24 protein-coding genes are annotated in these 22855 nt (G+C 43.6%); 17 read left to right on the top strand and 7 right to left on the bottom strand.

Annotation, left to right across the window (positions count from 1 at the left end):
- Positions 1-7: 7 nt before the first annotated feature.
- The 5 genes from ACGTN9_RS12430 to ACGTN9_RS12410 all read right to left on the bottom strand — a co-directional run bounded on the left by ACGTN9_RS12430 (position 8) and on the right by ACGTN9_RS12410 (position 5510).
- Positions 8-1486 carry a flavin monoamine oxidase family protein gene (locus tag ACGTN9_RS12430; RefSeq protein WP_499593222.1) on the bottom strand — a complete coding sequence of 493 codons (1479 nt, stop codon included), beginning with the start codon at positions 1484-1486 and terminating at the stop codon, positions 8-10.
- A gap of 137 nt (positions 1487-1623) precedes the next feature.
- A complete protein-coding gene (locus ACGTN9_RS12425) occupies positions 1624-2106 on the bottom strand; it encodes a glutathione peroxidase (protein ID WP_499593220.1) in 483 nt (160 codons plus the stop codon).
- A 118-nt stretch (positions 2107-2224) separates the two neighbouring features.
- On the bottom strand, positions 2225-3154 hold the full coding sequence (gene thrB / locus ACGTN9_RS12420; protein ID WP_499593219.1) for a homoserine kinase: 930 nt from the start codon (positions 3152-3154) through the stop codon (positions 2225-2227).
- On the bottom strand, positions 3151-4212 hold the full coding sequence (gene thrC, locus ACGTN9_RS12415) for a threonine synthase (RefSeq protein ID WP_499593217.1): 1062 nt from the start codon (positions 4210-4212) through the stop codon (positions 3151-3153). Before thrC ends, thrB begins: the two co-directional genes overlap by 4 nt.
- The gene (locus ACGTN9_RS12410) at positions 4212-5510 is read right to left on the bottom strand and encodes a homoserine dehydrogenase (RefSeq protein WP_499593215.1); all 1299 of its coding nucleotides are present in this window, start codon (positions 5508-5510) and stop codon (positions 4212-4214) included. Before ACGTN9_RS12410 ends, thrC begins: the two co-directional genes overlap by 1 nt.
- A 1052-nt stretch (positions 5511-6562) precedes the next feature.
- On the opposite strand from ACGTN9_RS12410, the gene ACGTN9_RS12405 reads away from it, so the two are divergent.
- From ACGTN9_RS12405 to ACGTN9_RS12330, 16 genes are all read left to right on the top strand, one after another.
- Complete coding sequence (locus ACGTN9_RS12405) at positions 6563-7606, top strand: hypothetical protein (RefSeq protein WP_499593299.1); 1044 nt, start codon at positions 6563-6565, stop codon at positions 7604-7606.
- Positions 7593-9761, top strand: a complete 2169-nt coding sequence (locus ACGTN9_RS12400; RefSeq protein WP_499593213.1) for a molybdopterin oxidoreductase family protein — start codon at positions 7593-7595, stop codon at positions 9759-9761. Before ACGTN9_RS12405 ends, ACGTN9_RS12400 begins: the two co-directional genes overlap by 14 nt.
- Complete coding sequence (locus ACGTN9_RS12395; protein WP_028785059.1) at positions 9762-10322, top strand: 4Fe-4S dicluster domain-containing protein; 561 nt, start codon at positions 9762-9764, stop codon at positions 10320-10322.
- Positions 10323-10334: 12 nt separating this feature from the next.
- A complete protein-coding gene (locus tag ACGTN9_RS12390) occupies positions 10335-10859 on the top strand; it encodes a QcrA and Rieske domain-containing protein (RefSeq protein WP_499593210.1) in 525 nt (174 codons plus the stop codon).
- Positions 10849-11058, top strand: a complete 210-nt coding sequence (locus ACGTN9_RS12385; protein WP_093045203.1) for a hypothetical protein — start codon at positions 10849-10851, stop codon at positions 11056-11058. The genes ACGTN9_RS12390 and ACGTN9_RS12385 overlap by 11 nt, the downstream gene beginning before the upstream one ends.
- Positions 11048-11359, top strand: a complete 312-nt coding sequence (locus ACGTN9_RS12380) for a hypothetical protein (RefSeq protein WP_499593208.1) — start codon at positions 11048-11050, stop codon at positions 11357-11359. Before ACGTN9_RS12385 ends, ACGTN9_RS12380 begins: the two co-directional genes overlap by 11 nt.
- Positions 11346-11636, top strand: coding sequence for a hypothetical protein (locus tag ACGTN9_RS12375; RefSeq protein WP_499593206.1), 291 nt, complete (start codon positions 11346-11348; stop codon positions 11634-11636). The genes ACGTN9_RS12380 and ACGTN9_RS12375 overlap by 14 nt, the downstream gene beginning before the upstream one ends.
- Positions 11626-13134, top strand: coding sequence for a nitrate/nitrite transporter (locus ACGTN9_RS12370; RefSeq protein ID WP_499593204.1), 1509 nt, complete (start codon positions 11626-11628; stop codon positions 13132-13134). Before ACGTN9_RS12375 ends, ACGTN9_RS12370 begins: the two co-directional genes overlap by 11 nt.
- Positions 13135-13153: 19 nt before the next feature.
- Positions 13154-13807: a sensor histidine kinase gene (locus ACGTN9_RS12365; protein WP_499593202.1), complete on the top strand. Its 654-nt coding sequence runs from the start codon at positions 13154-13156 to the stop codon at positions 13805-13807.
- Positions 13808-13823: 16 nt separating this feature from the next.
- A complete protein-coding gene (locus ACGTN9_RS12360) occupies positions 13824-14480 on the top strand; it encodes a response regulator (protein WP_499593200.1) in 657 nt (218 codons plus the stop codon).
- Positions 14481-14492: 12 nt separating this feature from the next.
- Positions 14493-14942 carry a GAF domain-containing protein gene (locus ACGTN9_RS12355; protein WP_499593198.1) on the top strand — a complete coding sequence of 150 codons (450 nt, stop codon included), beginning with the start codon at positions 14493-14495 and terminating at the stop codon, positions 14940-14942.
- 12 nt (positions 14943-14954) lie between these two features.
- Positions 14955-16691: a PAS domain-containing sensor histidine kinase gene (locus ACGTN9_RS12350; RefSeq protein ID WP_499593196.1), complete on the top strand. Its 1737-nt coding sequence runs from the start codon at positions 14955-14957 to the stop codon at positions 16689-16691.
- Positions 16692-17030: 339 nt separating this feature from the next.
- Positions 17031-17534: a large conductance mechanosensitive channel protein MscL gene (gene mscL, locus ACGTN9_RS12345; RefSeq protein WP_499593194.1), complete on the top strand. Its 504-nt coding sequence runs from the start codon at positions 17031-17033 to the stop codon at positions 17532-17534.
- A gap of 101 nt (positions 17535-17635) precedes the next feature.
- Positions 17636-17995 (top strand): DUF2512 family protein, encoded by a 360-nt coding sequence (locus ACGTN9_RS12340; protein WP_499593192.1) that lies wholly within the window; start codon positions 17636-17638, stop codon positions 17993-17995.
- A 95-nt stretch (positions 17996-18090) separates the two neighbouring features.
- A complete protein-coding gene (gene bcbE, locus ACGTN9_RS12335; RefSeq protein ID WP_499593190.1) occupies positions 18091-19314 on the top strand; it encodes a bacillibactin exporter BcbE in 1224 nt (407 codons plus the stop codon).
- A gap of 17 nt (positions 19315-19331) precedes the next feature.
- The gene (locus ACGTN9_RS12330; RefSeq protein ID WP_499593188.1) at positions 19332-20045 is read left to right on the top strand and encodes a DUF421 domain-containing protein; all 714 of its coding nucleotides are present in this window, start codon (positions 19332-19334) and stop codon (positions 20043-20045) included.
- A 35-nt stretch (positions 20046-20080) separates the two neighbouring features.
- Here the strand turns inward: ACGTN9_RS12330 and ACGTN9_RS12325 are convergent, their stop codons facing one another.
- Together ACGTN9_RS12325 and ACGTN9_RS12320 are read right to left on the bottom strand one after the other, a co-directional pair.
- Positions 20081-21268, bottom strand: a complete 1188-nt coding sequence (locus tag ACGTN9_RS12325) for a cation:proton antiporter (protein WP_499593187.1) — start codon at positions 21266-21268, stop codon at positions 20081-20083.
- 24 nt (positions 21269-21292) lie between these two features.
- Positions 21293-21760: a LysM peptidoglycan-binding domain-containing protein gene (locus ACGTN9_RS12320; RefSeq protein ID WP_499593186.1), complete on the bottom strand. Its 468-nt coding sequence runs from the start codon at positions 21758-21760 to the stop codon at positions 21293-21295.
- Between the two features lie 126 nt (positions 21761-21886).
- Between ACGTN9_RS12320 and ACGTN9_RS12315 the strand changes: the two genes are divergently transcribed.
- Positions 21887-22768: a formate/nitrite transporter family protein gene (locus ACGTN9_RS12315; protein WP_499593184.1), complete on the top strand. Its 882-nt coding sequence runs from the start codon at positions 21887-21889 to the stop codon at positions 22766-22768.
- Positions 22769-22855: the final 87 nt, after the last annotated feature.

The raw sequence follows: 22855 nt of genomic DNA, 5'->3' as shown, positions 1-22855 counted from the left end.
ATATGACTTATTCCCGGTTGTTCACTTCGAATGCAGTTCGGATCCCAGATTCAATAGCACCTTCCATCCAGCCATGAAAAGAAGAAGTATGTTCTCCTGCAAAATGGAGCCTTTGTTCAGGCAAAGGGATGATTTTACCATAATTCATCTCCTGATTGGGAGTGTATAACGTAAAGCATCCTCCTGAAAAAGGGTTCTTGCTCCAATTAAACGTTACCCCCTGGATATATTCTTTATATACTTGGCTGCCATATATTTTAGCCAGCTCCTCAAGTGTCTGACGTATATGTTCCTCTTTTGGCTGACTGTTCCATAACATAGCATTATTCCCCCAGCTATAGCTGGCGAGCAAAACAGCTGGCCCGGTGCCGCCCGTATTATTACTGGGAATGTAGGTGAATCGTGTGGGACTATCAGAAATGATGTTCCCCAGCTGATCTTTCTCCCAAAACCTGCTCTTGAATTCAATGCCAATTTTTACGGCTGGTACATTGGTTAATTCTTTGATCGCTGACCATTTTTCAAAAGAGATGGAATCATACGGCTCCACGTCAATATATTGAAATACTGTGAATGGAAGGGAAGTAATGGCTAAGTCCCCGCTATATTTCCTTTGTTGCCCTGTCACTCGATCATTTGTTAGAAAATCAATCCCTTCTGCACGTTGAATGATTTTTGTTACTTGCTGGTTGCAAATGATGTGCTCCCTAAGCTGTGGTAAAAAAGCTAGGGGAAGCTGGTCATTTCCGCCAGTAATTTGGTAGAAGTTTGTTTCTTCATTGAAGATAGGAAATATGATATCTGTCAAAATATCGATAAACGCGAATTCAGGGAAGCCTTCAATTCCGAGCAGGACACTGATTTTTCTGATAGCATTGGCAGACATCGATTGACCGATCGGGTTGTTCTTGAGGAAATCACCCATCGAATAACGCGCGAATTTTTGTCTTAATTGTTCCTGCTGGGCCGGGGTGCTAAGATTGTATAATTCAACGAAAGGTTCTACAGCAGAGAGGAATAGTTCTGTTGCTGTTTTTCCCTTTTCCCAACCTTCTACTGGAAAGTTTAAAATGTCAGGATTTTGTTCATATCGCTCACGGGTTGTCATAATTCCATTTGCAAATAGAATATCCTCCGGGGTGGTATTGATGAATTTATTTACGGGCAATCCGAAACGACGTATATATTCGAACACAAGTACATGATTATCGGGAATACGCATGGCTCCCAATTCTAAGTAGTTGCCCTGATGAAAAGGTTGGCGCAAGGTGAAAACTCTTCCGCCAATGCGGTTATTTCCTTCTAGAATCGTGACATCATGTCCAGCTTGTTTCAATAAAGAAGCCGCAGTCAAACCGGCCAGCCCTGCCCCTGCTATCAATATTTTTTTAGGCTGGGAAGCAGGAGTAAGTCCTTTTCTTAAAATAGTCAGCATATCTTGCGGATAAGTAAGCTCATCATATGCCTTGAATGAGTTATTATTCAAATAATGACACCTCCCCGGTTTTAAACATATGCTTCCTGGGCCGGTATTATGTGGGGAAGGGAAGTCTCACATTACATCAGCTCATGCAGTGGCTTAACGTAAAAAGGACGAGTAAAGTTTACTCGTCCAGCAATCTACTATTGGTTCAATAATTTTTGGATGTCTTCTTCGATACTTTCGGGCTTTGTCTTAGGAGCATACCGGTTGATGACCGTTCCGTCCTGATCGACCAGAAATTTGGTGAAGTTCCATTTAACCTGATCGGAAATCATACCAGGTGCTTCTTTTACCAGGTGTTTAAACAACGGGTGGGCATCTTTGCCTTTGACATCGACTTTACTGAACATAGGAAAACTTACCCCATAGGTTACTTTACAAAATTCTTGAATATCCTGTTCAGACCCTGGTTCCTGGTTCATGAACTGGTTGCTTGGAAAACCTAATACTACGAACCCCTGGTCTTTATAAGATTCATATAACTCCTGCAGCCCTTCATACTGAGGGGTAAAACCACATTTGCTTGCGGTATTGACAATAAGCAATACTTTCCCCTCATAATCGGCTAACTTCTTATCTTCTCCGGTGATTGTCTTGGCTGAAAAATCATGGACATTACTCATTAAACCGCCTCCCTTTAAGTCAAAAGCTAGCAGTAAGTATCAGACAAGTCAAAAGATAATGCTTCCTAAACAGGAAAAGCCAGCGTAAGCCCTCAGAGACAAACGCTGGCTGATAACTTTATTTAGCTGCGGAACAGGTATGGCTGTCAAGAGTGACGGTAACTCCCTTTCCGGCTGGCTGCAAGAGTTCAACAGCTGCATCAGGAAAGTGAGGAGCTAACCTGCGCATCACTGACTTTCCTTTTCGGGGAGGGGTAAAGCATAGCAGAATCGGACCTGCACCGCTGATAGCAATCCCATAGATAGGTAATGATTCTTTCAAATTCATGATCTTTTCCCATTCCGCAATCGCCTGGACACGGTAGGGTTGATGGAAAAGGTCTTCGGTCATCATTTTTCCTGCCAGTTTCCAATCGTTTTGCAAGAGGGCAGCTGTCAGGACATTGCTGATACTGCTCGCTTCAACTGCTTGATGATAAGGGAAACTTTCTGGCAAAAGACCTCGAGACTCATCTGTTTTCATCTCATAGTTTGGGATGACAGCTACAATATCGACGTCCGGGCGCCCGCCTAAAACAATATGCGTATCATATTTCTGGTGGCAGCCGATAACAAGACCTCCATACAAGGAAGCTGCCACGTTATCAGGATGGCCTTCATAAAGGCTGGCATGTCGTGCTTTTTCCTTTAAAGAGAGATCGAGCTCAAGTAGCTGATCAGCCAGCTCAATTCCAGCAACAATAGCAGCAGCACTGCTGCCGAAGCCTTTAGACATCGGGAAATCACTCGTCAATTGGACAGCTGCGGGAGGGAGAGAAGCCTCTCCGTGCGCCTCGGCGACAGTAATAGCCACTTGGTAGATTAGATTATCCTTTCCTGAAGGAAGCCCGGCCAAGTTCTCAGATTTCGCCTCAAACGACCACTCCTCATTCGGAGTCACATAAAGTGTCAAATAACGATCGACAGCAAGCCCGATAGAATCAAATCCGGGTCCTAAATTGGCCGTACTTGCAGGGACTCTTATCGAGAACATCCCGCCCGCCTTCATGATTGGACACGTCCTAAAATATGGTCGAAAACCACTTCTTCTTCATTAGGAAGCACTACAGGCTTTAAGGTGGAATTTTCAATCGCACAGTCGGGATCTTTTAACCCGTTTCCTGTCAAGACAGCGACTACTTTGGAGCCTTTTTTAATGTTCCCATTTTCGATATCTTTCTTTATACCTGCGATCGAGGCACATGAAGCCGGTTCGGCAAAAACGCCTTCGGATTGTGCCAGCAAATGATAAGCTTCCAGGATTTCATCATCCGTTACCGAATCAATTTTACCGTTGGATTCATTAGACGATGCAATAGCTTTAACCCAGCTGGCAGGGTTGCCGATCCGGATAGCAGTCGCCAGGGTTTCCGGATTTTCAACGACTTCGTTTCTCACGATTGCTGCTGATCCTTCTGCTTCAAAGCCATGCATGCTTGGCAGTCCTGTATGATTACGCTCATTGTATTCCTGGAATCCTTTCCAGTATGCTGTTATGTTGCCAGCATTTCCAACTGGTATCGCCAGTACGTCGGGAGCAGTTCCTAGTTGTTCGCATACTTCAAAGGCAGCTGTTTTCTGACCTTCGATCCGGTAAGGGTTCACAGAGTTGACGAGTGTGATTGGTGCTTCTTCGCTTAAGTTCCGGACCATCTGCATCGCGTTATCAAAGTTTCCTTTGATGGCATAGATTTCTGCCCCATACATGACTGCTTGTGCCATTTTCCCCATAGCAATTTTTCCGTCTGGGATGACCACGATACAACGCATGTTAGCTCTGGCAGCATACGCTGCGGCAGCCGCCGATGTATTACCGGTCGAAGCGCACATGACTGCTTCACTGCCTTCTTCCTTTGCTTTTGCTACGGCCATCACCATCCCGCGGTCTTTGAATGAACCAGTTGGGTTTAGCCCTTCATACTTGACGTGGAGGTCCACGCCGAGTTGTTCGGATAAATTATCTAATGCGATTAATGGGGTATTACCTTCCCATAAAGATAATTTAGGTGTTTGGTCATTGACTGGTAAATATTCTTTGTATTGATGGAGCAGACCTTTCCAGTTCATCAGCTTTCATCTCCTTCGACGCGGTAACTGCTTTTGATTTCAGAAACAACATCCAAATCATGCAGTTGTTGTAAAATGGCCTGATAGTTTTTCTTGGATACGGTATGGGTTGTCATCACGATATCTGCCACACCTTCTTCTTTTGCAGGCTGCTGTAAGATTTTTTCTAAACTTACGCCATAACTGGAAAACAAGGCAGTTAATGCTGAAAAAGTACCTGGCTGGTCCTTCGCATGCAGACGTAAGAAGTATTTTGCTTCAATTTCATCATCGTTTTTTAAGCTTTTTTCGAACTGCGGTAAAACAGCGCTGTTGCCAGTTACGCCTAGGCGGATATTTTTCATTACCTCTACAAGGTCTGAAACGACAGCAGTGGCAGTCGGCAGTTTACCGGCCCCAGGTCCGTAGAACATCGTTTCACCGACGGCTTCGCCATACACATATACGGCATTGAATTCATCGTTTACAGCGGCGAGCGGGTGAGTTTCCGGAAATAATGCCGGTTGCACACTAACTTCGACTTTATCCCCGGTTCGGTCAGCTATGCCGATCAGCTTCATCGTATAGCCGAGCTGTTTACTATAGTCGAGATCCTCTTTTGAAACCTGGGAGATGCCTGCAATCGACACATCATCCAAATCAAGATGCATCGAGAAGCCGAGTGTTCCGAGAATTGCAATCTTTCTGGCGGCATCGATTCCTTCGACATCCGCCGTAGGATCAGCCTCTGCATATCCTAATTCCTGTGCTTCTTTCAGTACGTCGTCGTAGGCGGCGCCTTCCTGTGTCATTTTAGTCAGAATATAATTGGTTGTTCCGTTAAGGATCCCCATCATCTTTGTAATTCGATCAGAAGAGAGGCCTTCCACCAGACTGCGAAGGATGGGGATACCACCAGCGACAGAGGCTTCATAAAATAAATCGCAGCGGTTTTCAGACGCCACTTCCAGCAATTCGCTGCCGTGAACAGCCATTAAATCTTTGTTGGCAGTCACGACATGTTTTTTATTTTGGAGGGCTTGGACAATATAGTCTTTCGTCCCATCGACCCCGCCCATCACTTCGATGATGACATCCAGGTCTGGATCGTTGAGTACATCATCTGGATTGGCTGTCAATTTTGCTCCGTTCAGGACAACATCGCGCTTTTTCTCCAGGTTGTTGACTAGTATGTGTTTTACTTCCACATTACAGCCGACCTGGTGCTTCAGTTTATCTTGATGTTGTTCAATAATATGCACGACACCGCTTCCTACGGTACCTAACCCGAGCAGGCCTATGGAGATTGTTTGTGTCATGTCCTTCGTCCTCCTTTTGTATTTATAGAAAGTACATTCGTTTACGTATAAAGGACATTATAGTGATGAAGCAGGTGTTTTACAACCCTTTTTCTGAAAATTTTTCAAAAAGGATAATATCACATGAGATGGGGTATATTTCCATTTGTTGAAATGGGTTTAACTTATACATATTTAAGGGAACCTATTAGTAGAAAGTGACATGTTAAGAAAGGATGAAGATGAATGATCCGTACAATTTTAATGATTATTGGTGCAATTGTTGTGATCGGTGCCATTTTATCAATGATTTAATAAGAACAATGAATGAAAGCAGGAGCCAGGCGAACAGCCCGGCTCCTGCTTTTTTTATGGGTCCGTTACCACAAGAGCAATGGGATGGGCTGGGAAATGACTCGCTTTCCTGCGGGGGACCTGGCAAGCTTCCTCGGGCTGCGCCCTGTGGGATCTCGCCTAGCCCCTTCTCCCGCGGGAGTCTCGTCGTTTCCCTACCCATCCAGCCAGCTTGTAATAAAACGGACCCATCAAAAAAGAGAAAGAATATACCACTAAAACTTCATACTGAATCATTTATAAAGGATAAAAAGGGAGAAGTCTTCTTTCAAATATTATGGGGTTTCCCTCACAAGTGTGATTTCGAGAACTTCTTTCGGCAAGGTCCGGAGGGGAACGGCGAGACTCCTGCGGGATGAAAATGACAGGTGAGACCCCGGAAGACAAAGTCTGAGGAGGCTCAGCGCATGCCCGCGGAAAGGGAGCCGTTCCCCACCGGACCACTATCCAGATAACCATCTCGAAATAAAGTCTTCGACTTTACGGTCCTAAATTGAATAAGTCTCTTATGAAAAAACAACTACGTTTGAGCTTGAAAAATAAATAGGGGGATTTCCCTGAGAGGATAGGGAGTTTCCCCGATTACGAAAAACACCTTTGCTTTCTATAATTAAATTAACAACTTACAGGGATCACACAAACACATAAAAAAGTTAAGCGAAGGGGAATTGAAAATGGCTGAAACAGTGTTAAGAAAACCAATGAAAGCAACTCATTCCATTAATAATGCATTTGCTTCGAAATTTGCAAAGTCCATGTTTCTTACCGTCAGTGCGATTATCGTGTTGATGTTCATCGGAACGAGAATGTTCACACATGTCGACTTGAACTTGTACGGATATATGGTGGGTACATTCGTATTCATCGCTGGATTCTTCTACCGATTCATTGCTTGGGGAGAAAGACCACCGACAAAAATCATTATCAAAAAAGGGATTAAATTATTGTTCCGTAAATCAACGCCAAAAACATCGGCCAATCACCTGGCTACATACCAATTCATTTGGAATAGGGGAATTTACCGATGGACCCAGCACTTGCTGATTGGATGGGGTGTCATCCTGTCTTGTCTGGTTACTTTCCCACTCGTGTTTGGCTGGATGTACTTCACGATGGAAGAAGGCGGCTACTATACGATTGTAGCGATGGGAATCGATTTAATCACAGTCCCGGCTGATGGCGTCATTGCATTTCTTTCTTATAACGCATTGAATTTCACAGCCATCATGGTAATCATCGGGGTCAGCATGGCTCTTTACCGCCGTTTGAAAAATATGCAGGCAAGAGCAGAACAAAAATTCTTATATGACTTCCTGCCGCTTTACTTATTGCTTTTCATCAGTATTACCGGTTTGATTTTGACATTCATGAACGTGTTCTTACATGGAGCGGGTCATTATGTGATGTCGCTCATTCATCAATACTCTGTCATTGTTACATTGATTTATCTGCCATTCGGTAAGCTTGCTCATATTCCATTCCGTCCGCTCAGTGTGTTTGCAAGAAACTACCGTGAACATTATGGCGAGAAATCGATGAAGGAATGTAAGGTTTGTGGTGACGGATTCGTTTCAACGGAACAGTCACAGGACGTAGTCAACGTATTAGGAACCAATGAAATAGATTTCACAATGGAGAAGGATGGATTCAATCTGGCTGAATTGTGTCTCCCTTGCCGGCGTAAATACCGCATCGCTAGATTCTCAGGATTTCCAACTCATGAGGTAAAAACCAAGGAGGCCAACCAAAATGCAAAGGGATAAATTTTATAAAGAGATAGAGAATGTCGAACACCCGAATGAAAAATTGATCAAGACACACTGCAGCTACTGCGGGATGCAGTGCGGTATGAACTTACGTGTGAACACAATGACCAATAAAATCATCGGTGTCGAGCCTCGCTACGATTGGCCGGTCACGGTCGGTAAGATGTGCCCGAAAGGGGTGACCGCCTACCAGCAGACGAACCATGATGACCGCATTCTTCGCCCATTGATTCGTGACGATGCGTCATTAAAAGGAACAAAAGAAGGATTCCGGGAAGCAAGCTGGGAGGAAGCCTACGATTTGATCGCTGAGAAATTCGGTGAACTGCAGCAAAATTACGGAAAAGACAGTTTATCTGTATTCAGTGGTGTATCCATGACCAATGAGAAATGTTATCTGACAGGAAAGTTTGCCCGTGTGGCCTTAGGTACACGCTATATCGATTACAACGGCCGTTTTTGTATGTCGAGTGCAGCTGGCGGTTTCCTTCGCTCCTTTGGTGTCGACCGTGGCTCCACACTTCCCTGGACGGATATTCATGAAACTGATTGCTTGTTCATAGCCGGAAGTAATACAGCGGAGTGCCATCCAACTTCCATGTTCCGTATTTGGAATGTGCAGGAACGCGGCGGTTATATCATCGTTGTTGATCCCCGTGAAACCCCGATTGCAAGAAGGGCAGATCTGCATCTTGACCTGAAACCGGGCACAGACCTGGCTTTAGCGAATGGAATTGTTCATTTATTAATTGAAAAAGGGTATGCCGATGAAGAATTCGTCAAGCAGCATACGAACGGTTTTGAAGAAACAAAAGAACTGGTAAGACAATTCACCCCGGAATATACAAGCTCCTTGACTGGTGTAGCACCAGAGAAGATTGAAAGAGCTGCAGAGATCTATGGAAAAGCTCCAAATGCCGTTGTCATGTTTGCACGAGGTATCGAACAGCAGCATAAAGGCGTAGACAACGTTTCTGGATACACCAACATGGCGCTTGTCACTGGCAAAATCGGCCGTCCAAAATCAGGCGTAGCTACCTTCACAGGCCAGGGTAATGGTCAGGGAGGAAGGGAGCATGGCCAGAAATCCGATTTGCTTCCCGGCTACCGTAAGCTCACCAACCCGCAGCACGTACAAGAGGTCTGTAACGTATGGGGCATCACGCCGGAAGAAATGCCGAAACCAGGTGTTTCCGCTTATGAAATGTTCGAATTGATGGATCAAAAAGAAATTCGCGGCCTATATCTGCTTTGTTCCAACCCAGCCGTATCGGCACCGAATTTGAATTTTGTCCGAAACGCAATGAAAAAGCTCGACTTCATGGTTTGTGCTGACTTTTACTTATCAGAATCCGCTGAATTTGCCGATGTGATCTTGCCTTCTGTTACATGGTCAGAGGACGAAGGAACGGTAACGAACATCGAAGGGCGAATCATCAAAATCAATAAAGCCCAGGAACCATTAGGTGAATCCAAGCCTGATTGGCAGATGCAGGTTGAACTTGCAGAACGTCTTGGAAAAGGAAAAAACTTCGCTCATTTGAAGACAGCCAAGGATGTTGCGGAGGAATTCCGCTTAGCTTCCAAAGGTGGAAGTGCCGACTACTATGGTGCTACCTGGGATAAGATCGAAAAACAGGATGGTGTGTTCTGGCCATGTAAGAATGATGAAGATCAAGGGACACCACATATGTTCTTAGATAAGAAATTCTATCATGCAGATGGTAAAGCCCAAATTTGTGCCTTGCCTTACCGTCCACCAGCAGAAGAACCTTGCGAAGAGTATCCGCTCCGCTTGACAACCGGACGTGTTGTATACCATTACTTATCCGGCAACCAGACAAGAAGAATCAAATTTTTGAAAGACATGTGCCCTGAACCTTACGTAGAGGTGCATCCGGAAACAGCAGCAGAATACGACATGGAACATGATGAAAGAATTCGGCTTTATACCCGGAGAGGGGAAGCCGTCTATAAAGTGAAAGTGACGGAAGCGATCCGTAAAGACACGGTATTTGTCCCGTACCATTTCGGCCATGAAGAATCGATAAACCTATTGACGATTCCAGCTCTTGATCCTAAATCCAGAATGCCGGAATTCAAAGCCTGTGCCGCGCAAATGCAAAAACTCGATCCTAAGAAGGTGCTTTAAATGAAGAAACGGTTATACATTGAATTAGAAAATTGTATCGGATGCCGTTCCTGCCTTGCCGCATGTACCCAATGCGGCGGGCATGAACAACGGAATAGGAACTATGTTTATGATGTTAATCCTCACGTCAACCGGCAAACGATGCCACTGATGTGCCTCCATTGTGAAAACCCGGCCTGTGCACGAAGCTGTCCTGCTCAGGCAATTCAAATTCATGAAACCGGAGCTGTCCTCTCTGCTTTGGTAGAGAAATGTATCGGCTGTCAAAACTGTACGATTGCCTGCCCTTATGGCATTCCTAAGTTTGACGAAGAAGAAAACCTGATGTACAAATGCGATCTTTGTATCGACCGTACCAAAGATGGAATCCCGCCGATGTGTGCCAGTGTCTGTCCTTCCAATACGTTGCAGTGGCTGACAGAAGAAGAAATCGAACAGAAGCAGCGTCGGCATGACCTTGATAATGACAAATGGGTGACCAGCATGCCATACCTGGAAGGCGCGACCAATGTCAAAGTAAACCTTCCTGGTATCTTGCAAGGCACAGAAAAACTCTTTTAAGGAGGAAATATCATGAGTGATCGCAATAATAAGATACCGTTTGACGAAGATAACTATACGCATAATATAAACCGCAATAATGAACGGATGCTCGACCGCAGAGGTTTCATGAAAACTTTAGCAGGTGCTGCCGGTGTCTTCGCTGTCTCTACCTTGCCGTGGGGAGCTGTCGCTGCCAAGGAATTGATGGGGTTAGGGGATAAAGAATACCCGCACGAGAAAATCGCAGACGTAAAAGACGTGAAAGTAGGGGACTCCGTAAAATTCACCTTCCCGACAGAACATGATAGCGCGATTTTGATCCGCCTCAGTGAAAATAAATATGTTGCTTACCAGAATGCTTGTACACATTTAAGATGTCCGGTTTATTGGGTGAAAGATGAACAAGAGATGATCTGCCCGTGCCACCATGGAAAGTTTGATGCATCCACCGGTGCACCGACAGCAGGCCCGCCCCGCAGACCGCTTCCTGGTATTGAAGTGGAAGTAAAGGATGACGCCATATATGCAGTGAGGGTGAAGCGTTATGAAGCGTAGTTACGTGGGCGTCCTCATACTGGCAGCTATCCTGTTAATGAATATCGTGTTCACGCAATTGGTCGTCCATCAATATTATTATGAAAATTACGGCGTTACGTTGCTTTATGCCGGCTTGAACATCCTATTGTTCCCGGTGGCGCTGTTCGTTTATAAAAATGAGAAAAATAAGGGAGGCAGCAAGGGTTATGAAAAGTGAAACCTATTTGGATTTTTGTTTTATCACAGAAATGACTGGCACACTTGCTGCCGATGTCCAAGACAATTTCGAAAGATTATTCAAAGGACAGCGTCTCCACTGGTACTTAGATGATAAAACAGTTTTAGATGCTGAAGTTGTAGTGGCTGAAGTTAAAGGGATGAGCAGCTGGGCATCAGAGCAAGACGTCATTGACCATTTGGAAGCACAGGCAGGAGAGACATTCTGGCAGGCCTTGCAAGGCTATCAACTCCATGTCTATCCTCCAGAGAAAGGGTGTGGAACCTGTGGCATTCGTTGATAGAAATGATTTGGAAAACTGCATCGGCTCTTCCGTAAAGGTTTGCATCCATGGAGAAGAAGGGGAAGATATGGCTCCGTGGCTGGATAAAAAAGTGAAGAAGCTGGCTAGTTGTCCAGATAACACCCATCTTAGAATCTACTTTGATGATCATTATTTTTTTGCAGTTCCATTTACGAGTGAAGTCAAACAGACAGAAAACGAATGGTCTGCGTATGATCAAAAAGCCGGCCTATATTATGTAATCAAAAGTGAGGGAAACCACTATGAAAAGTAAAATTCAACTTCCGTTACAAACGATGAACCTTGTTACAGGTTTTATGGTATGGGTATTAATTTCTTCCTTACTGCCTTTTATCACGGAAGATATTGCGATTGCTCCGGAACAGATTGCCTGGGTGACGGCTATTCCAGTTATTTTAGGATCAGTTTTACGGATTCCATTAGGATATTTAGCTAATTTACTGGGAGCAAGAATGATTTTCATGGTAAGTTTTATCCTGTTATTATTCCCGGTCTATTATATCAGTGTGGCGGACTCTCTCATCGATCTTTTGATTGGTGGTTTGTTTCTGGGTATCGGCGGGGCGATTTTTTCTGTCGGAGTCACTTCTCTTCCGAAATATTATGATAAAAGCCGCCACGGCTTCGTAAATGGTATCTACGGAGCGGGGAACATCGGAACAGCGATCACAGCCTTTGCCGCGCCAGTAGTTGCTGCAAACTTTGGCTGGTCGTTCACTGTCCAGCTCTATCTTGTACTATTAGGGATTTTCATCCTTTTGAATTTCTTTTTAGGAGATAAAAAAGAAACCAGAGTAAAAGTTCCATTAATGAAGCAAATCAAAGGCGTCTATAAAAATGAAAAGCTATGGTTATTCTGTTTGTTTTATTTTATCACTTTCGGTTCGTTTGTAGCATTCACGGTCTACCTTCCTAACTTCCTTGTAGCCAACTTTGGACTGGATAAGGTGGATGCCGGGATGAGAACGGCAGGGTTCATTGCTGTTGCTACTTTCTTACGTCCGCTTGGCGGATGGCTGGCCGACCGCTTCCATTCACTGATTCTACTCATGTATGTATTTGGTGGCTTTACCGTTGCGGCGCTGCTATTATCATTTGCTCCTTCTATCAACCTGTACACGGTCGGAAGTTTAACGATCGCAGTGGCTGCCGGAATAGGGAATGGTATTATCTTTAAGCTTGTTCCAATGTACTTTAACAAGCAGGCTGGTATTGCGAACGGTATCGTATCAGCTATGGGTGGACTTGGCGGCTTCTTCCCACCTTTGATTTTGTCCCTTCTTTACAGTTTGACTGGACATTACGCGATCGGCTTCATGGCACTATCCCAAATTGCTTTAGCAAGTTTGATTCTGGTCATCTGGATGTATTATCACGATAAGCTGGCAGTTTCCCATCAAATCATGGAAACGACACCGCTTGGCATGATGGTCACAGATAAAAATGGTAAAATCGTAACTGTAAATCCTGCTTTTACAAAGCTAACTGGCTTTGAGGCTGGTGAGGTAGAAGGAAAAAATCCAAACATCCTGAAATCAGGGAGACAATCCCCGGCATTTTACCAGAGCATGTGGAACACCTTAGAAACGAATGGTTATTGGCAAGGGGAAATTTGGAACAAACGCAAAGACGGAAAACACTATTTAGAGTGGCTCACCATCAACGCGATCAAAGATGATTCGGGGGAAATCATCCAATACGCTGGTGTGTTCACGGATATTACAGAAAATCAACAACAGAAAAGCATGTAAAAAATAGAGGAGGATGGAAATGGAGCTTGAAGCAGGGAACCAGGCGTGCAGTTATATCATTCAGTCTCAGGAAGAAGAAATTAAACGGGTGGCCCTTGAGCTCCATGAAAGCATCAATCAGAACCTGTACACCATGCAAACAGGATTGAACTTCATTGAAGCCGGTATCGAAAATCAAGAGCTGAAAAGTTACACCAAAGAAATGGCGGGGTTAATGGAGCGGACAATCAGGGAAGTCAGGCTGCTGTCTGTTGAGTTATATCCGAATACATTATCGACATTGGGATTGGTCTCCGCGATGAAAAGCTATTCGAAGCTGTTCACCAATACTTTTGGGATTCTGATTGATGTTCACTCCAGCGGGGAAGAGAAGCTTCTTTCCGACCAAAAAAGTATGGCCGCTTTTCGTGTCTGTCAGGAAGCATTGATCAACATTGCTAAATACGCAGATACTGATCATGCGAAAATCGAGTTTACATGGGGAGAAATTTCAGTGAGAATAGATATAAAAGATGCTGGAAAAGGCTTCGATGCGAACGAAGTGATGGAAAGCGGCAGTGCTAATGGAATTGCTGCTATGAGAGAAAGGCTTCGCCTTGTCGGGGGGCAATGCGACTTTTCTTCTGAGTTGGACAAAGGGACAACTGTTTCTATCAATTTGCCAATCCAGTAATAGGAGGGGTTATGGGATGATAAAGGTCCTGTTAGTGGATGATCATGCAGTGGTGAGGATGGGCTTGAAGATGTTATTGAATTCGTTGCCGGATATGGAAGTAGTCGGAGAAGCATCAGAAGGCAATGAAGGAATCGAAATGGCGCTGGAAGAAAAGCCGGATGCTATATTAATGGATTTGAGCATGCCCCATGGAAAGGATGGCTTGTCTGCAACGGGAGAATTAAAAAAACTTCTTCCTGAGACAGCTATCCTCATCCTGACCATGCATGATGATGAAGAATATTTATTCCGTGCCATCCAGGCGGGTGCTTCCGGGTGTGTATTAAAAAGTGCTCCCCATGATGAATTAGTCAATGCCATCCGCTCGGTATGCCAGGGAGATGCCTATCTTCATCCATCCGCCCAGAAACGTTTGATGGAGGAGTACCTGGGTAATTTGAAAGAAGACGGTTCCGATACGTATCAGTTATTATCCGATCGGGAAAAGGAAGTCCTGACATTGATAGCAAAAGGCTATTCCAATAAAGAGATTGCAGAAAAGCTGGTGATCAGTGTCAAAACAGTGGAAACCCATAAAGGAAACTTAATGGAAAAGCTGCAAATGAAAACACGGCCTGAGCTGGTATCCTTTGCATTGAAAAAAGGATTGCTTGGTTATGGGATTCAGTAAGGACGTGATGACATGGAATCTTTAAAAGAGTTAGTACTGAACGAATGTGACAGCCTTAAACAAAATGTGCCCTGTGATTTTGTCGGAATCGCTTTGCAGAATCGAAATGATCCGGATATTACCTGGCCATACGCGATGGGAAATCGAAATGAGAAATATAAATATATCACGGTCCGTTATGGAAAAGGGATTGCCGGAAAAGTGATTTCAAGTGCAAGGCCTATGGAAATCACTGATTTTCCCGAAAATATTTTTGGGAAAATAACCGATTATCCGATTATGTTAGCCGAAAAGCTGAAAGCCGCTTATTCGGTTCCTTTAGTTTGGAACGGACTTCCTAGAGGTGCACTTTTGATTGGTTATCGGCATGCCCGCCAGTTTGAAGAACAAGAAAAACAGAAGCTCAGGGAAGTTGCGCGGAAATTGGAGTCATTTTTACCTTCCCATTTTACCGAAGAATAGGAGGGACAGTTGGTGACCACAAGAACGCAGCATGGAAATAAGCAAGAAATAACGGAAGATGCAACAATTGTGATTGATGATAATGGTTTTATCGAGTCAATGAATGAGAAAGCGCAGCTACTGTTTGAGGCAGCAGGAGAAAGCGGTGCTGGCAGTCACATAGAGAAATGGATACCTGAGACGAATATTGACGTCTTAGAGCCGGGAACATTTACGCAACAGTTCGGTATGACGACAGAGGGGCAGCGTTTCCCATTATTTATACGGAAAAACACTTTTTCTATTGGAGGGAATGACTACTCGCTTCTTGTTTTGCATGCCGATAATGATAGCTCCATCTCCAATTTAGAACCGGAAAAAGTATTGAATGAACTGCTTGATATGAAATTTGCGCTTGATGAATCGACCATTGTGGCGATCACCGACCAAAAAGGCATCATCAAATACGTGAATGACAAGTTTTGTGAGATTTCCAAGTACTCAGAAGAAGAGTTAATCGGACAGGATCACCGGATCATCAACTCCGGTCACCATTCCAAGGGTTTTATGCGAGACTTATGGCGGACGATCGCCAACGGCCAGGTGTGGCGAGGGGAGATCAAAAACAGGGCGAAGGATGATACCTATTACTGGGTGGATACTACTATCGTGCCTTTTTTGAATAATAAAGGAAAACCTTATCAATATCTTGCCATCCGTAAGGAAATTACAGAATTTAAACGTGTGGTAGATGAACTGGAAAAATCAATGCAAGAGCTGGTGGATTTGAAGTTTGCTCTTGATGAATCCTCCATTGTAGCAATTACCGATGAAAAAGGAATCATTACGTACGTTAATGATCAATTCTGCCAAATTTCGAAATATGAGCGGGAGGAATTGATTGGACGTACCCATTCCATCATCAATTCCGGCTACCATTCCAAAGAATTTTTTAAAGAATTATGGCGGACAATCGGTAGTGGAGAAGTATGGAAAGGTGAAATAAGAAATCAGGCAAAAGATGGTACCTATTACTGGGTGGATACCACGATCGTACCGTTTTTGAATGAGAAAGGAAAGCCCTATCAATACTTGGCGATCCGTTCTGAGATTACAGAGAGAAAACGAGTAGAAGCAGAGCTGCAGCGAGCAATGACACGAATTATAGAGGTCCAGGAAGAAGAGAGGCTGCGGCTATCGCGAGACCTCCATGATGGTCTTGGCCAGAACCTTTACAGTCATTTGATTACCATCAGCAGATTGAGTGCGGAAATGGAACATCCGTTGATTGATCAGATGAGGGATGAAGCTGCGGAATTGATAGAAGAAGTACGAGACATTTCCTGGGAGCTGCGCCCTTCTGTTCTCGATGATCTTGGACTGGTTCCGGCGATTCGCTCCTTCCTGAACCGCTTTTCCGATCACTATAATATCGATGTCATGTTCGAATGTGTACTTGATCAAAGGTTGAGTGCCCATTCGGAAATAACTATTTATCGTATCATCCAGGAAGCTTTAACAAATATCTGGAAATACGCAGGTGTCGATCGAGCCTGGGTAACCGTACGTGAACTGGATGATGTGGTCCGGGTGATGATTGAAGATCAAGGGAAAGGTTTTGATCAGGACCAGTTATCTTCCGGTGTCGGTTTATTCAGTATGGAAGAGCGGACGCGTTCTGTAGGAGGAGATCTGGAAGTCATCTCAGCCCCAGGAAAAGGTACAAAAATCATAGCAGAAATCCCTTCTGAAGGGAATGAGCCGGACTGAAATAGTCCGGCTTTTTAAGTGTCTAGGAAATTATAAAATTTTCTTTTTATGGATAACTTCAGGTGGTGGGTGTCATCCAGCTCCAGCGCCTACCCCTCGAGGTCTTAAGTCAATCCTCTCTGTGACAAAGAACGTCACGCCGAGGCTTGTCTTAAGCTTGTCGGGGGTGAGCAAGGCGCTTGCGCTTTTGTTCGTGCGTTCAAAATCCCTGTTCGGTTAATAATTAACATGTTGCAAATTCATCGCAAATATATCGTGAAAGAAATAAACTCTCCCTGCACAATCATAGCTTGTCTCTACAGCTCATAAGATAGCTTTAACAGAGGGTGAGAGGGGATGATGTCTATCCGGTTATTCCGTGAATTCCGTCAATTTGCGATGAGGGGGAGTGCGGCTGAACTTGGAGTAGCGCTGGTGCTGGGTGCTGCATTCAGTGGTTTCATCGATTCACTCGTATCTGATATCCTCCTTCCCCCGATCGGTTTGATTTTAGCGAAAATGAATTTCTCTGACTTGTTCATCAGCTTAAGCGGGGGTTCATACTCTTCTCTGGCGGCTGCTAAAGAAGCAGGAGCTGCAACTATCAATTATGGCCTCTTTTTATCATCCTTTATCCGGTTCACCATTACATTATTTGCTGTTTTTCTGGTTGTAAGACAGCTTAATCGCTGGAAAAAACCGAACCAGGATGTAGTAGCGGCGATGACGCGCAAGGAATGTCCCTATTGCTGTACTTCTATTCCTGCAAAGGCGAGTATCTGTCCAAACTGCGGTTCATCACTACAATCCCATAACGATACCAGTAAAAAAGAGCGCAAAGGTTTTCGGCTGGGTATCAAATGAAAAGCATATCATGCATATGCTTTTTTACTTTTTTTGGATATAACCACAAAGTATGAAAAAGATTAAATGACTAATCATAACAGCAGAGGAGGTTATCTGAAATGACAGGATTTATGCGAAAGGCAATAATGAATGGCATTATCATCGTTCCCCTGCTGATGTGGTTTTCAGAAGCCACATTTTTTCAGAGTCTTATTACCGCACTTATCTTGTGTATAATTGCCTACTTTGTCAGTGAACGAGGCATATTGCTAATGAGCAATAATATTACAGCGACGGTAGCGGATGGTGTACTGGCATTCATTTACTTCTGGGGAGTAGCAGAGTGGATGGGATGGGCTCTGTCCGCTGGGGAAATTTTTATAATCACTGCATTGCTGGCGGTGGTGGAATTCGTATTCCACCGTCAATTTGTGCATCTGTTAAACGAAAATAAGCAACCAGTCAAGCAAACGACCTGAAGAAAATCAGACAGTTTCCCTTTAGAGTGCACATGGGGCGTGTGCACTTTTTTCTTATAAGAGAAGAAGATGAATGAAGAGGTGGATGAAATAAAATGGAAAAGAAAAAGTGGGACCTCGTTGCCTTAGCATCCATACCACTTGTAATGACATTGGGCAATTCCATGCTGATACCTGTACTGCCAATTATCGAAAGAGAAATAAATATCACGCCTTTCCAATCGAGTTTGATCATTACTGTCTACTCGATTGTAGCAATTTTATTGATTCCTATTGCCGGTTATTTATCTGATAAAATAGGTCGAAAAAAAGTGATCATCCCAAGCTTGGTGATCGCAGGTATCGGTGGGGTGGTCTCTGCATTTGCAGCATGGACAATGAAAGAGCCTTATCTAGTCATCCTGATTGGACGTTTTTTACAGGGAATAGGTGCTGCTGGCGCATTTCCAGTGGTGATTCCGACGGTCGGAGATATGTTTGAAGATGAGGAGCAGGTCAGTGCCGGACTGGGAGTGATCGAAACCTCCAACACTTTCGGTAAAGTATTGAGTCCGGTTCTCGGGGCACTATTGGCGGTATGGATTTGGTTCATTCCTTTTGCTGCAATCCCTGTTTTGTCTCTCGTGGGGATTATTTTGGTCCTGAAATTTGTTAAGGTGCCAAAAGAAGTTCAGAACGGAGGAGAGGAACAAACCTTTTCCCGGTTCAAGCAATCCATAAAAGAAGTTTTTCATCACAATGGCCGATGGCTGATCGCTATCTTTATCATCGGCGGCATCAATATGTTTGTGTTATTTGGTTTTCTCTTTCATTTATCCGCAATATTAGAATCGAAATTTATGATTCAAGGGGCGTATAAAGGCCTGGTGTTGGCAATTCCGCTTTTGCTATTATGTATAGCTTCCTACTTTAGTGGAAAGAAGATCGGGGAAAGCAAACAACTAATGAGATGGGCGGTAATTGCCGGTAATGGAGCAGCTGCCACTTCCCTGACGTTCATCAGAAATGAGAATGGATTGGTAATGCTGCTGGTTCTGCTATCAGTTGCCGGGCTTGGCATTGGGTTGTCTTTACCGAGTTTAGACGCTCTCATTACAGAAGGAATTGGTAAAGAAGTCCGAGGCACAGTGACTTCTCTGTATAGCAGTATGCGTTTTGTCGGGGTAGCCGCAGGTCCGCCTGTAATCGCCATCTTGATGGAAAAATCCGCTGCCAGCTTATATATCAGTCTGGCAGCATTAAGCGCTCTGGCAGTAGTGATTACATTCATTATGATAAGACCTTCGGGTGAGACGCCAGAAGTTCAAGTGGAACATTGAACAGCTTATGTGAAAGGGTGTTAACAATCGTTTTTACCACATTGCTTATAAAGTTAGTTTTAGTTTTTGCCACCTTGTATATAGTAGCAAGAGTACTGAATAAAAAGTTGATTTCTCAAATGACTTTTTTTGATTTTGTGGCTGGTATTACAATAGGTTCCATGACCGCAACGACCATCCTCTCCCCCAGTGTCTCTTTAGTGAAAGGAGCAGCAGGCTTGGTTTTGTTCGGCGTTCTTGTCTTGCTAATTGATTATTTGACTTTGAACAATTTTCATTTAAGAAAGCTTTTCAACAGTGAGCCGACAGTGCTGATGAACAATGGGCATATATTGGAGGATGGGATGAAAAGAGTACGGTTTACTATCGATGAATTGCTATCCCAGCTCCGAAAAAAGAATGTTTTTTATTTGAGTGAAGTGGATACAGCAATCCTTGAAACTGATGGTACTGTCAGTGTGCTGAAAAAGTCTTCGGTGCAGACCCCAACGAACAGTGATTTAAATATCGTCAAACCCTCAAAGAAATTGCCTCAAACTTTCATCATACAAGGGAAAGTATTGGAGAACAGCCTTCATGCTGCAGGGAAAGATCGAAATTGGATGACTCAGACTTTGAACCAGCATGGCATAAAAAATATAAACGATGTCATAGTCGCTCAAGTCGATGGACAAGGAAATGTTTTTTTGGATACGAGACAAGATCACATCAGCTTTACTGGTGATGAATAAAAAAGATGCATCCTGGTAAAATAGGAGGCATCTTTTTAGTTGATTAGTTTTTTCGAAAGCGGGGATACGCCGAGACTTTGTACAACAAGAGATATCAATACAGCTGCAAACGACAGTGAAACGATCATCCCGACATCTCCTGAGCTTTTGGATTGCAAACTTAGAATCAGAAAGATGGACATGGTACCTTTCAAGCCTGACCAGGATATCAGGGAGGCCTCACGCCAGGAAATCCGGTTTCTCCAATGTGGAAGAAGCTGTGTAGTTCCTGTAATGATTATAAAACGGATGAGCAGTGAAGATGCAAAAATTATTAGGGCAAATCCCCACGCCCCAAAGGCTAAAAATTTCGCTGCTTGAATGCCGATCAATAAGAAGATTAGTGATAAAATTGTCAATTCGGCTATGCCCCAGAATCCATCCAACGTATCTTTGAAATGGTCCTCTTTAATTGTTCTTCCATATTCAAACGAAAGCATAATGCCTGCAAAGACAGTAGCTAAGACGCCTGAAACACCAATATGCTCTGCTATATTAAAGATTCCATAAGCTAGTATGATGCTTAACATCACCTGATATTGACGGTTATGAGTAAAGTGGACGGCTTTACTCATCAACCAGCCGAATAAAACCCCAAGCACAACGCCTCCAAGAGAAACGAGTAAGAACTCTCCCAGGAAAGATAAAAAGCTGAACGACTTACTTTGAGTAAGCATTCCGGACAGGACAGTAAAGATGACGATGCTTGTCCCATCGTTAATTAAGGATTCTCCTTCGACGACATCAGCAATTTTTTCATCTCCAGCAGATTTTTTCAAAATCGAGACGACAGACACAGGGTCTGTAGGTGTCAAAATGGAAGCGATGATTAGTGCTCCTAAGAAAGACAGCGATACAAACGGTCCGCTTAAGGCGTATATTGCTGTCCCCAGCAGCGCGACTGTCAACATGATTCCAATAGTAGCCAAAAAGCTGATGATACCAGCATTCTTTTTCAGTTCATCCGGCGGGAAACGATAAGCTGAAGTAAATAGCAATGCTGGAAGGAAAACGTGATAAATCATATCCTTAGTCACTTCTATGGTAGAAAAGTAAGGAATAAAAGAAAGACCGATTCCAATGATCACCAAAACCGTAGGTACTGGTATATTCTCTTGTTTTTTATCGATGGTAAAGATGAGGTAGCCAATGAATAATAGCAAAATGATTTGAGAAGTAGACAAAGATACCCCTCCCACTTTTGAATGCTAGGTTTCAATTCCCGTTAACATTTGCCATAAACGTCTGAAACGGGATGTATCTTTTGGTAAACATATTTTTTGGCCGATCAAAAGAGCGTTAGGGTTGATATCAGGGTTTGCATTCATTAGGTCTTTGACACTCAAATCGTTGTTGACAGCGATATGATAAAAAGTATCGCCGGGCCTTACAGAATATATTTCCGGGCACTCCTCAGCAGGAAGGGGAAGCGGGATAGATATCATTTGACCTGGGAATAAAAAATAAGGGTGGATGCCAGGGTTCTCTGTAATCAGGTCTTCTAACGACACATTAAAAAAATGAGCGATATGATATAAGCTATCCCCTGGCTGGATGACATAAAAGTTTTTCTCACGATAGATAGGATGATTAGGAATACAACAGGGAAGACCGGGTTGATCTGTGAAATAGGCATACGGATTAGTACTATTATTTATCTGCTTGTAAGGACGCATCGTCCGATTGCTCCTTTCGATGATATATCATAGTGATATTCATAAAGCTGACACATGTGATTAGACAGAAGCTAAGGTTAGTTTTTAGGGGAGAGGGGGTATAAACGGTAGAACGGAGGGATGTAATTGAGCGATAAAAAACAAGACAGAAAAAATTTAGATAGACAGATGAAAGAAGCAGAAAAACAGCCAAAAGATCATGCAGATAGTCCTGATCGTCAATTTTATATTCCATCACAAATCGTCAAGGAATTTGGAGAAAAAGGCAGAGATCATCTGGCTAAGCCATTTCGCGCTCAGATGCTGCTGGCATTTACTGCCGGTTCGTTCATGACCTTTGGAGCTGCTTTTTCAATTTTGCTGGGTATCGGTATAGAAGCGGAAGGACTCTATTATCTGTTATCTGGCTTAGGTTTTGCTGCCGGTTATTCGATGGTGTTTATTTCAGGTGCCGTGTTGTTCACTGAAATCAATGTAATGCTCCCGACGTACAAATTTCATATAGCTGGGTTGATGCATATGGACATGGTAAAATTCTGGCTTTCTTCTTATTTAGGGAATATTGTCGGAGCGTTATTTGTAGCTGTACTCATTCAAACTTCAGGTTCGTTATCAGAACCTTTTTATACGGAAATGCAGTCATTACTGGATAAAAAAATGAAATTTATGGACTTAGGAGCAGCCGGCTGGTTTGAAGTAATTGTGTCTGGTATTCTTGCTAACTGGCTGATTGGAATGGCAGCATTCTTAACGACAGCTGCCAGGGATATCACTGGTAAATTACTTGGAACCACTCTCCCGGTCATTTTGTTCGTGGCAGGAAACTTCCAGCACAGTGCTGCGAATATGGGTTATTTCAGTATTGGAGTTTTGTCGGAAGCTTCCTATACATGGTATGAGTTCATTTTCTTTAACCTTATCCCTGCAAGTATTGGAAATATAATCGGAGGGGCTTTATTGGTCGCACTTCTTTTCAGTTATGCGTATAAAGAAGACCTTAAATCTTAGAAACATTAAGAAGTAGAAAAACCTGCTGCACAGGAATCATCGAATGGTGCAGCAGGTTTTTCTATGGACTATCACAACTAATTTACC

The sequence above is a fragment of the Halobacillus sp. B23F22_5 genome, from assembly GCF_043497085.1.
Lineage (GTDB): Bacteria > Bacillota > Bacilli > Bacillales > Halobacillaceae > Thalassobacillus.
This window is presented reverse-complemented; position numbering and strand designations above follow the sequence as displayed.

Bases quoted from the DNA above. Each gene is read 5' to 3' on its own strand.
- ACGTN9_RS12425 (WP_499593220.1), bottom strand. From the start codon at position 2,106: ATGAGTAATGTCCATGATTTTTCAGCCAAGACAATCACCGGAGAAGAT.
- thrB (WP_499593219.1), bottom strand. From the start codon at position 3,154: ATGAAGGCGGGCGGGATGTTCTCGATAAGAGTCCCTGCAAGTACGGCC.
- thrC (WP_499593217.1), bottom strand. From the start codon at position 4,212: ATGAACTGGAAAGGTCTGCTCCATCAATACAAAGAATATTTACCAGTC.
- ACGTN9_RS12410 (WP_499593215.1), bottom strand. From the start codon at position 5,510: ATGACACAAACAATCTCCATAGGCCTGCTCGGGTTAGGTACCGTAGGA.
- ACGTN9_RS12400 (WP_499593213.1), top strand. From the start codon at position 7,593: ATGCAAAGGGATAAATTTTATAAAGAGATAGAGAATGTCGAACACCCG.
- ACGTN9_RS12395 (WP_028785059.1), top strand. From the start codon at position 9,762: ATGAAGAAACGGTTATACATTGAATTAGAAAATTGTATCGGATGCCGT.
- ACGTN9_RS12390 (WP_499593210.1), top strand. From the start codon at position 10,335: ATGAGTGATCGCAATAATAAGATACCGTTTGACGAAGATAACTATACG.
- ACGTN9_RS12385 (WP_093045203.1), top strand. From the start codon at position 10,849: ATGAAGCGTAGTTACGTGGGCGTCCTCATACTGGCAGCTATCCTGTTA.
- ACGTN9_RS12380 (WP_499593208.1), top strand. From the start codon at position 11,048: ATGAAAAGTGAAACCTATTTGGATTTTTGTTTTATCACAGAAATGACT.
- ACGTN9_RS12370 (WP_499593204.1), top strand. From the start codon at position 11,626: ATGAAAAGTAAAATTCAACTTCCGTTACAAACGATGAACCTTGTTACA.
- ACGTN9_RS12365 (WP_499593202.1), top strand. From the start codon at position 13,154: ATGGAGCTTGAAGCAGGGAACCAGGCGTGCAGTTATATCATTCAGTCT.
- ACGTN9_RS12360 (WP_499593200.1), top strand. From the start codon at position 13,824: ATGATAAAGGTCCTGTTAGTGGATGATCATGCAGTGGTGAGGATGGGC.
- ACGTN9_RS12355 (WP_499593198.1), top strand. From the start codon at position 14,493: ATGGAATCTTTAAAAGAGTTAGTACTGAACGAATGTGACAGCCTTAAA.
- mscL (WP_499593194.1), top strand. From the start codon at position 17,031: ATGTCTATCCGGTTATTCCGTGAATTCCGTCAATTTGCGATGAGGGGG.
- ACGTN9_RS12340 (WP_499593192.1), top strand. From the start codon at position 17,636: ATGACAGGATTTATGCGAAAGGCAATAATGAATGGCATTATCATCGTT.
- bcbE (WP_499593190.1), top strand. From the start codon at position 18,091: ATGGAAAAGAAAAAGTGGGACCTCGTTGCCTTAGCATCCATACCACTT.
- ACGTN9_RS12320 (WP_499593186.1), bottom strand. From the start codon at position 21,760: ATGCGTCCTTACAAGCAGATAAATAATAGTACTAATCCGTATGCCTAT.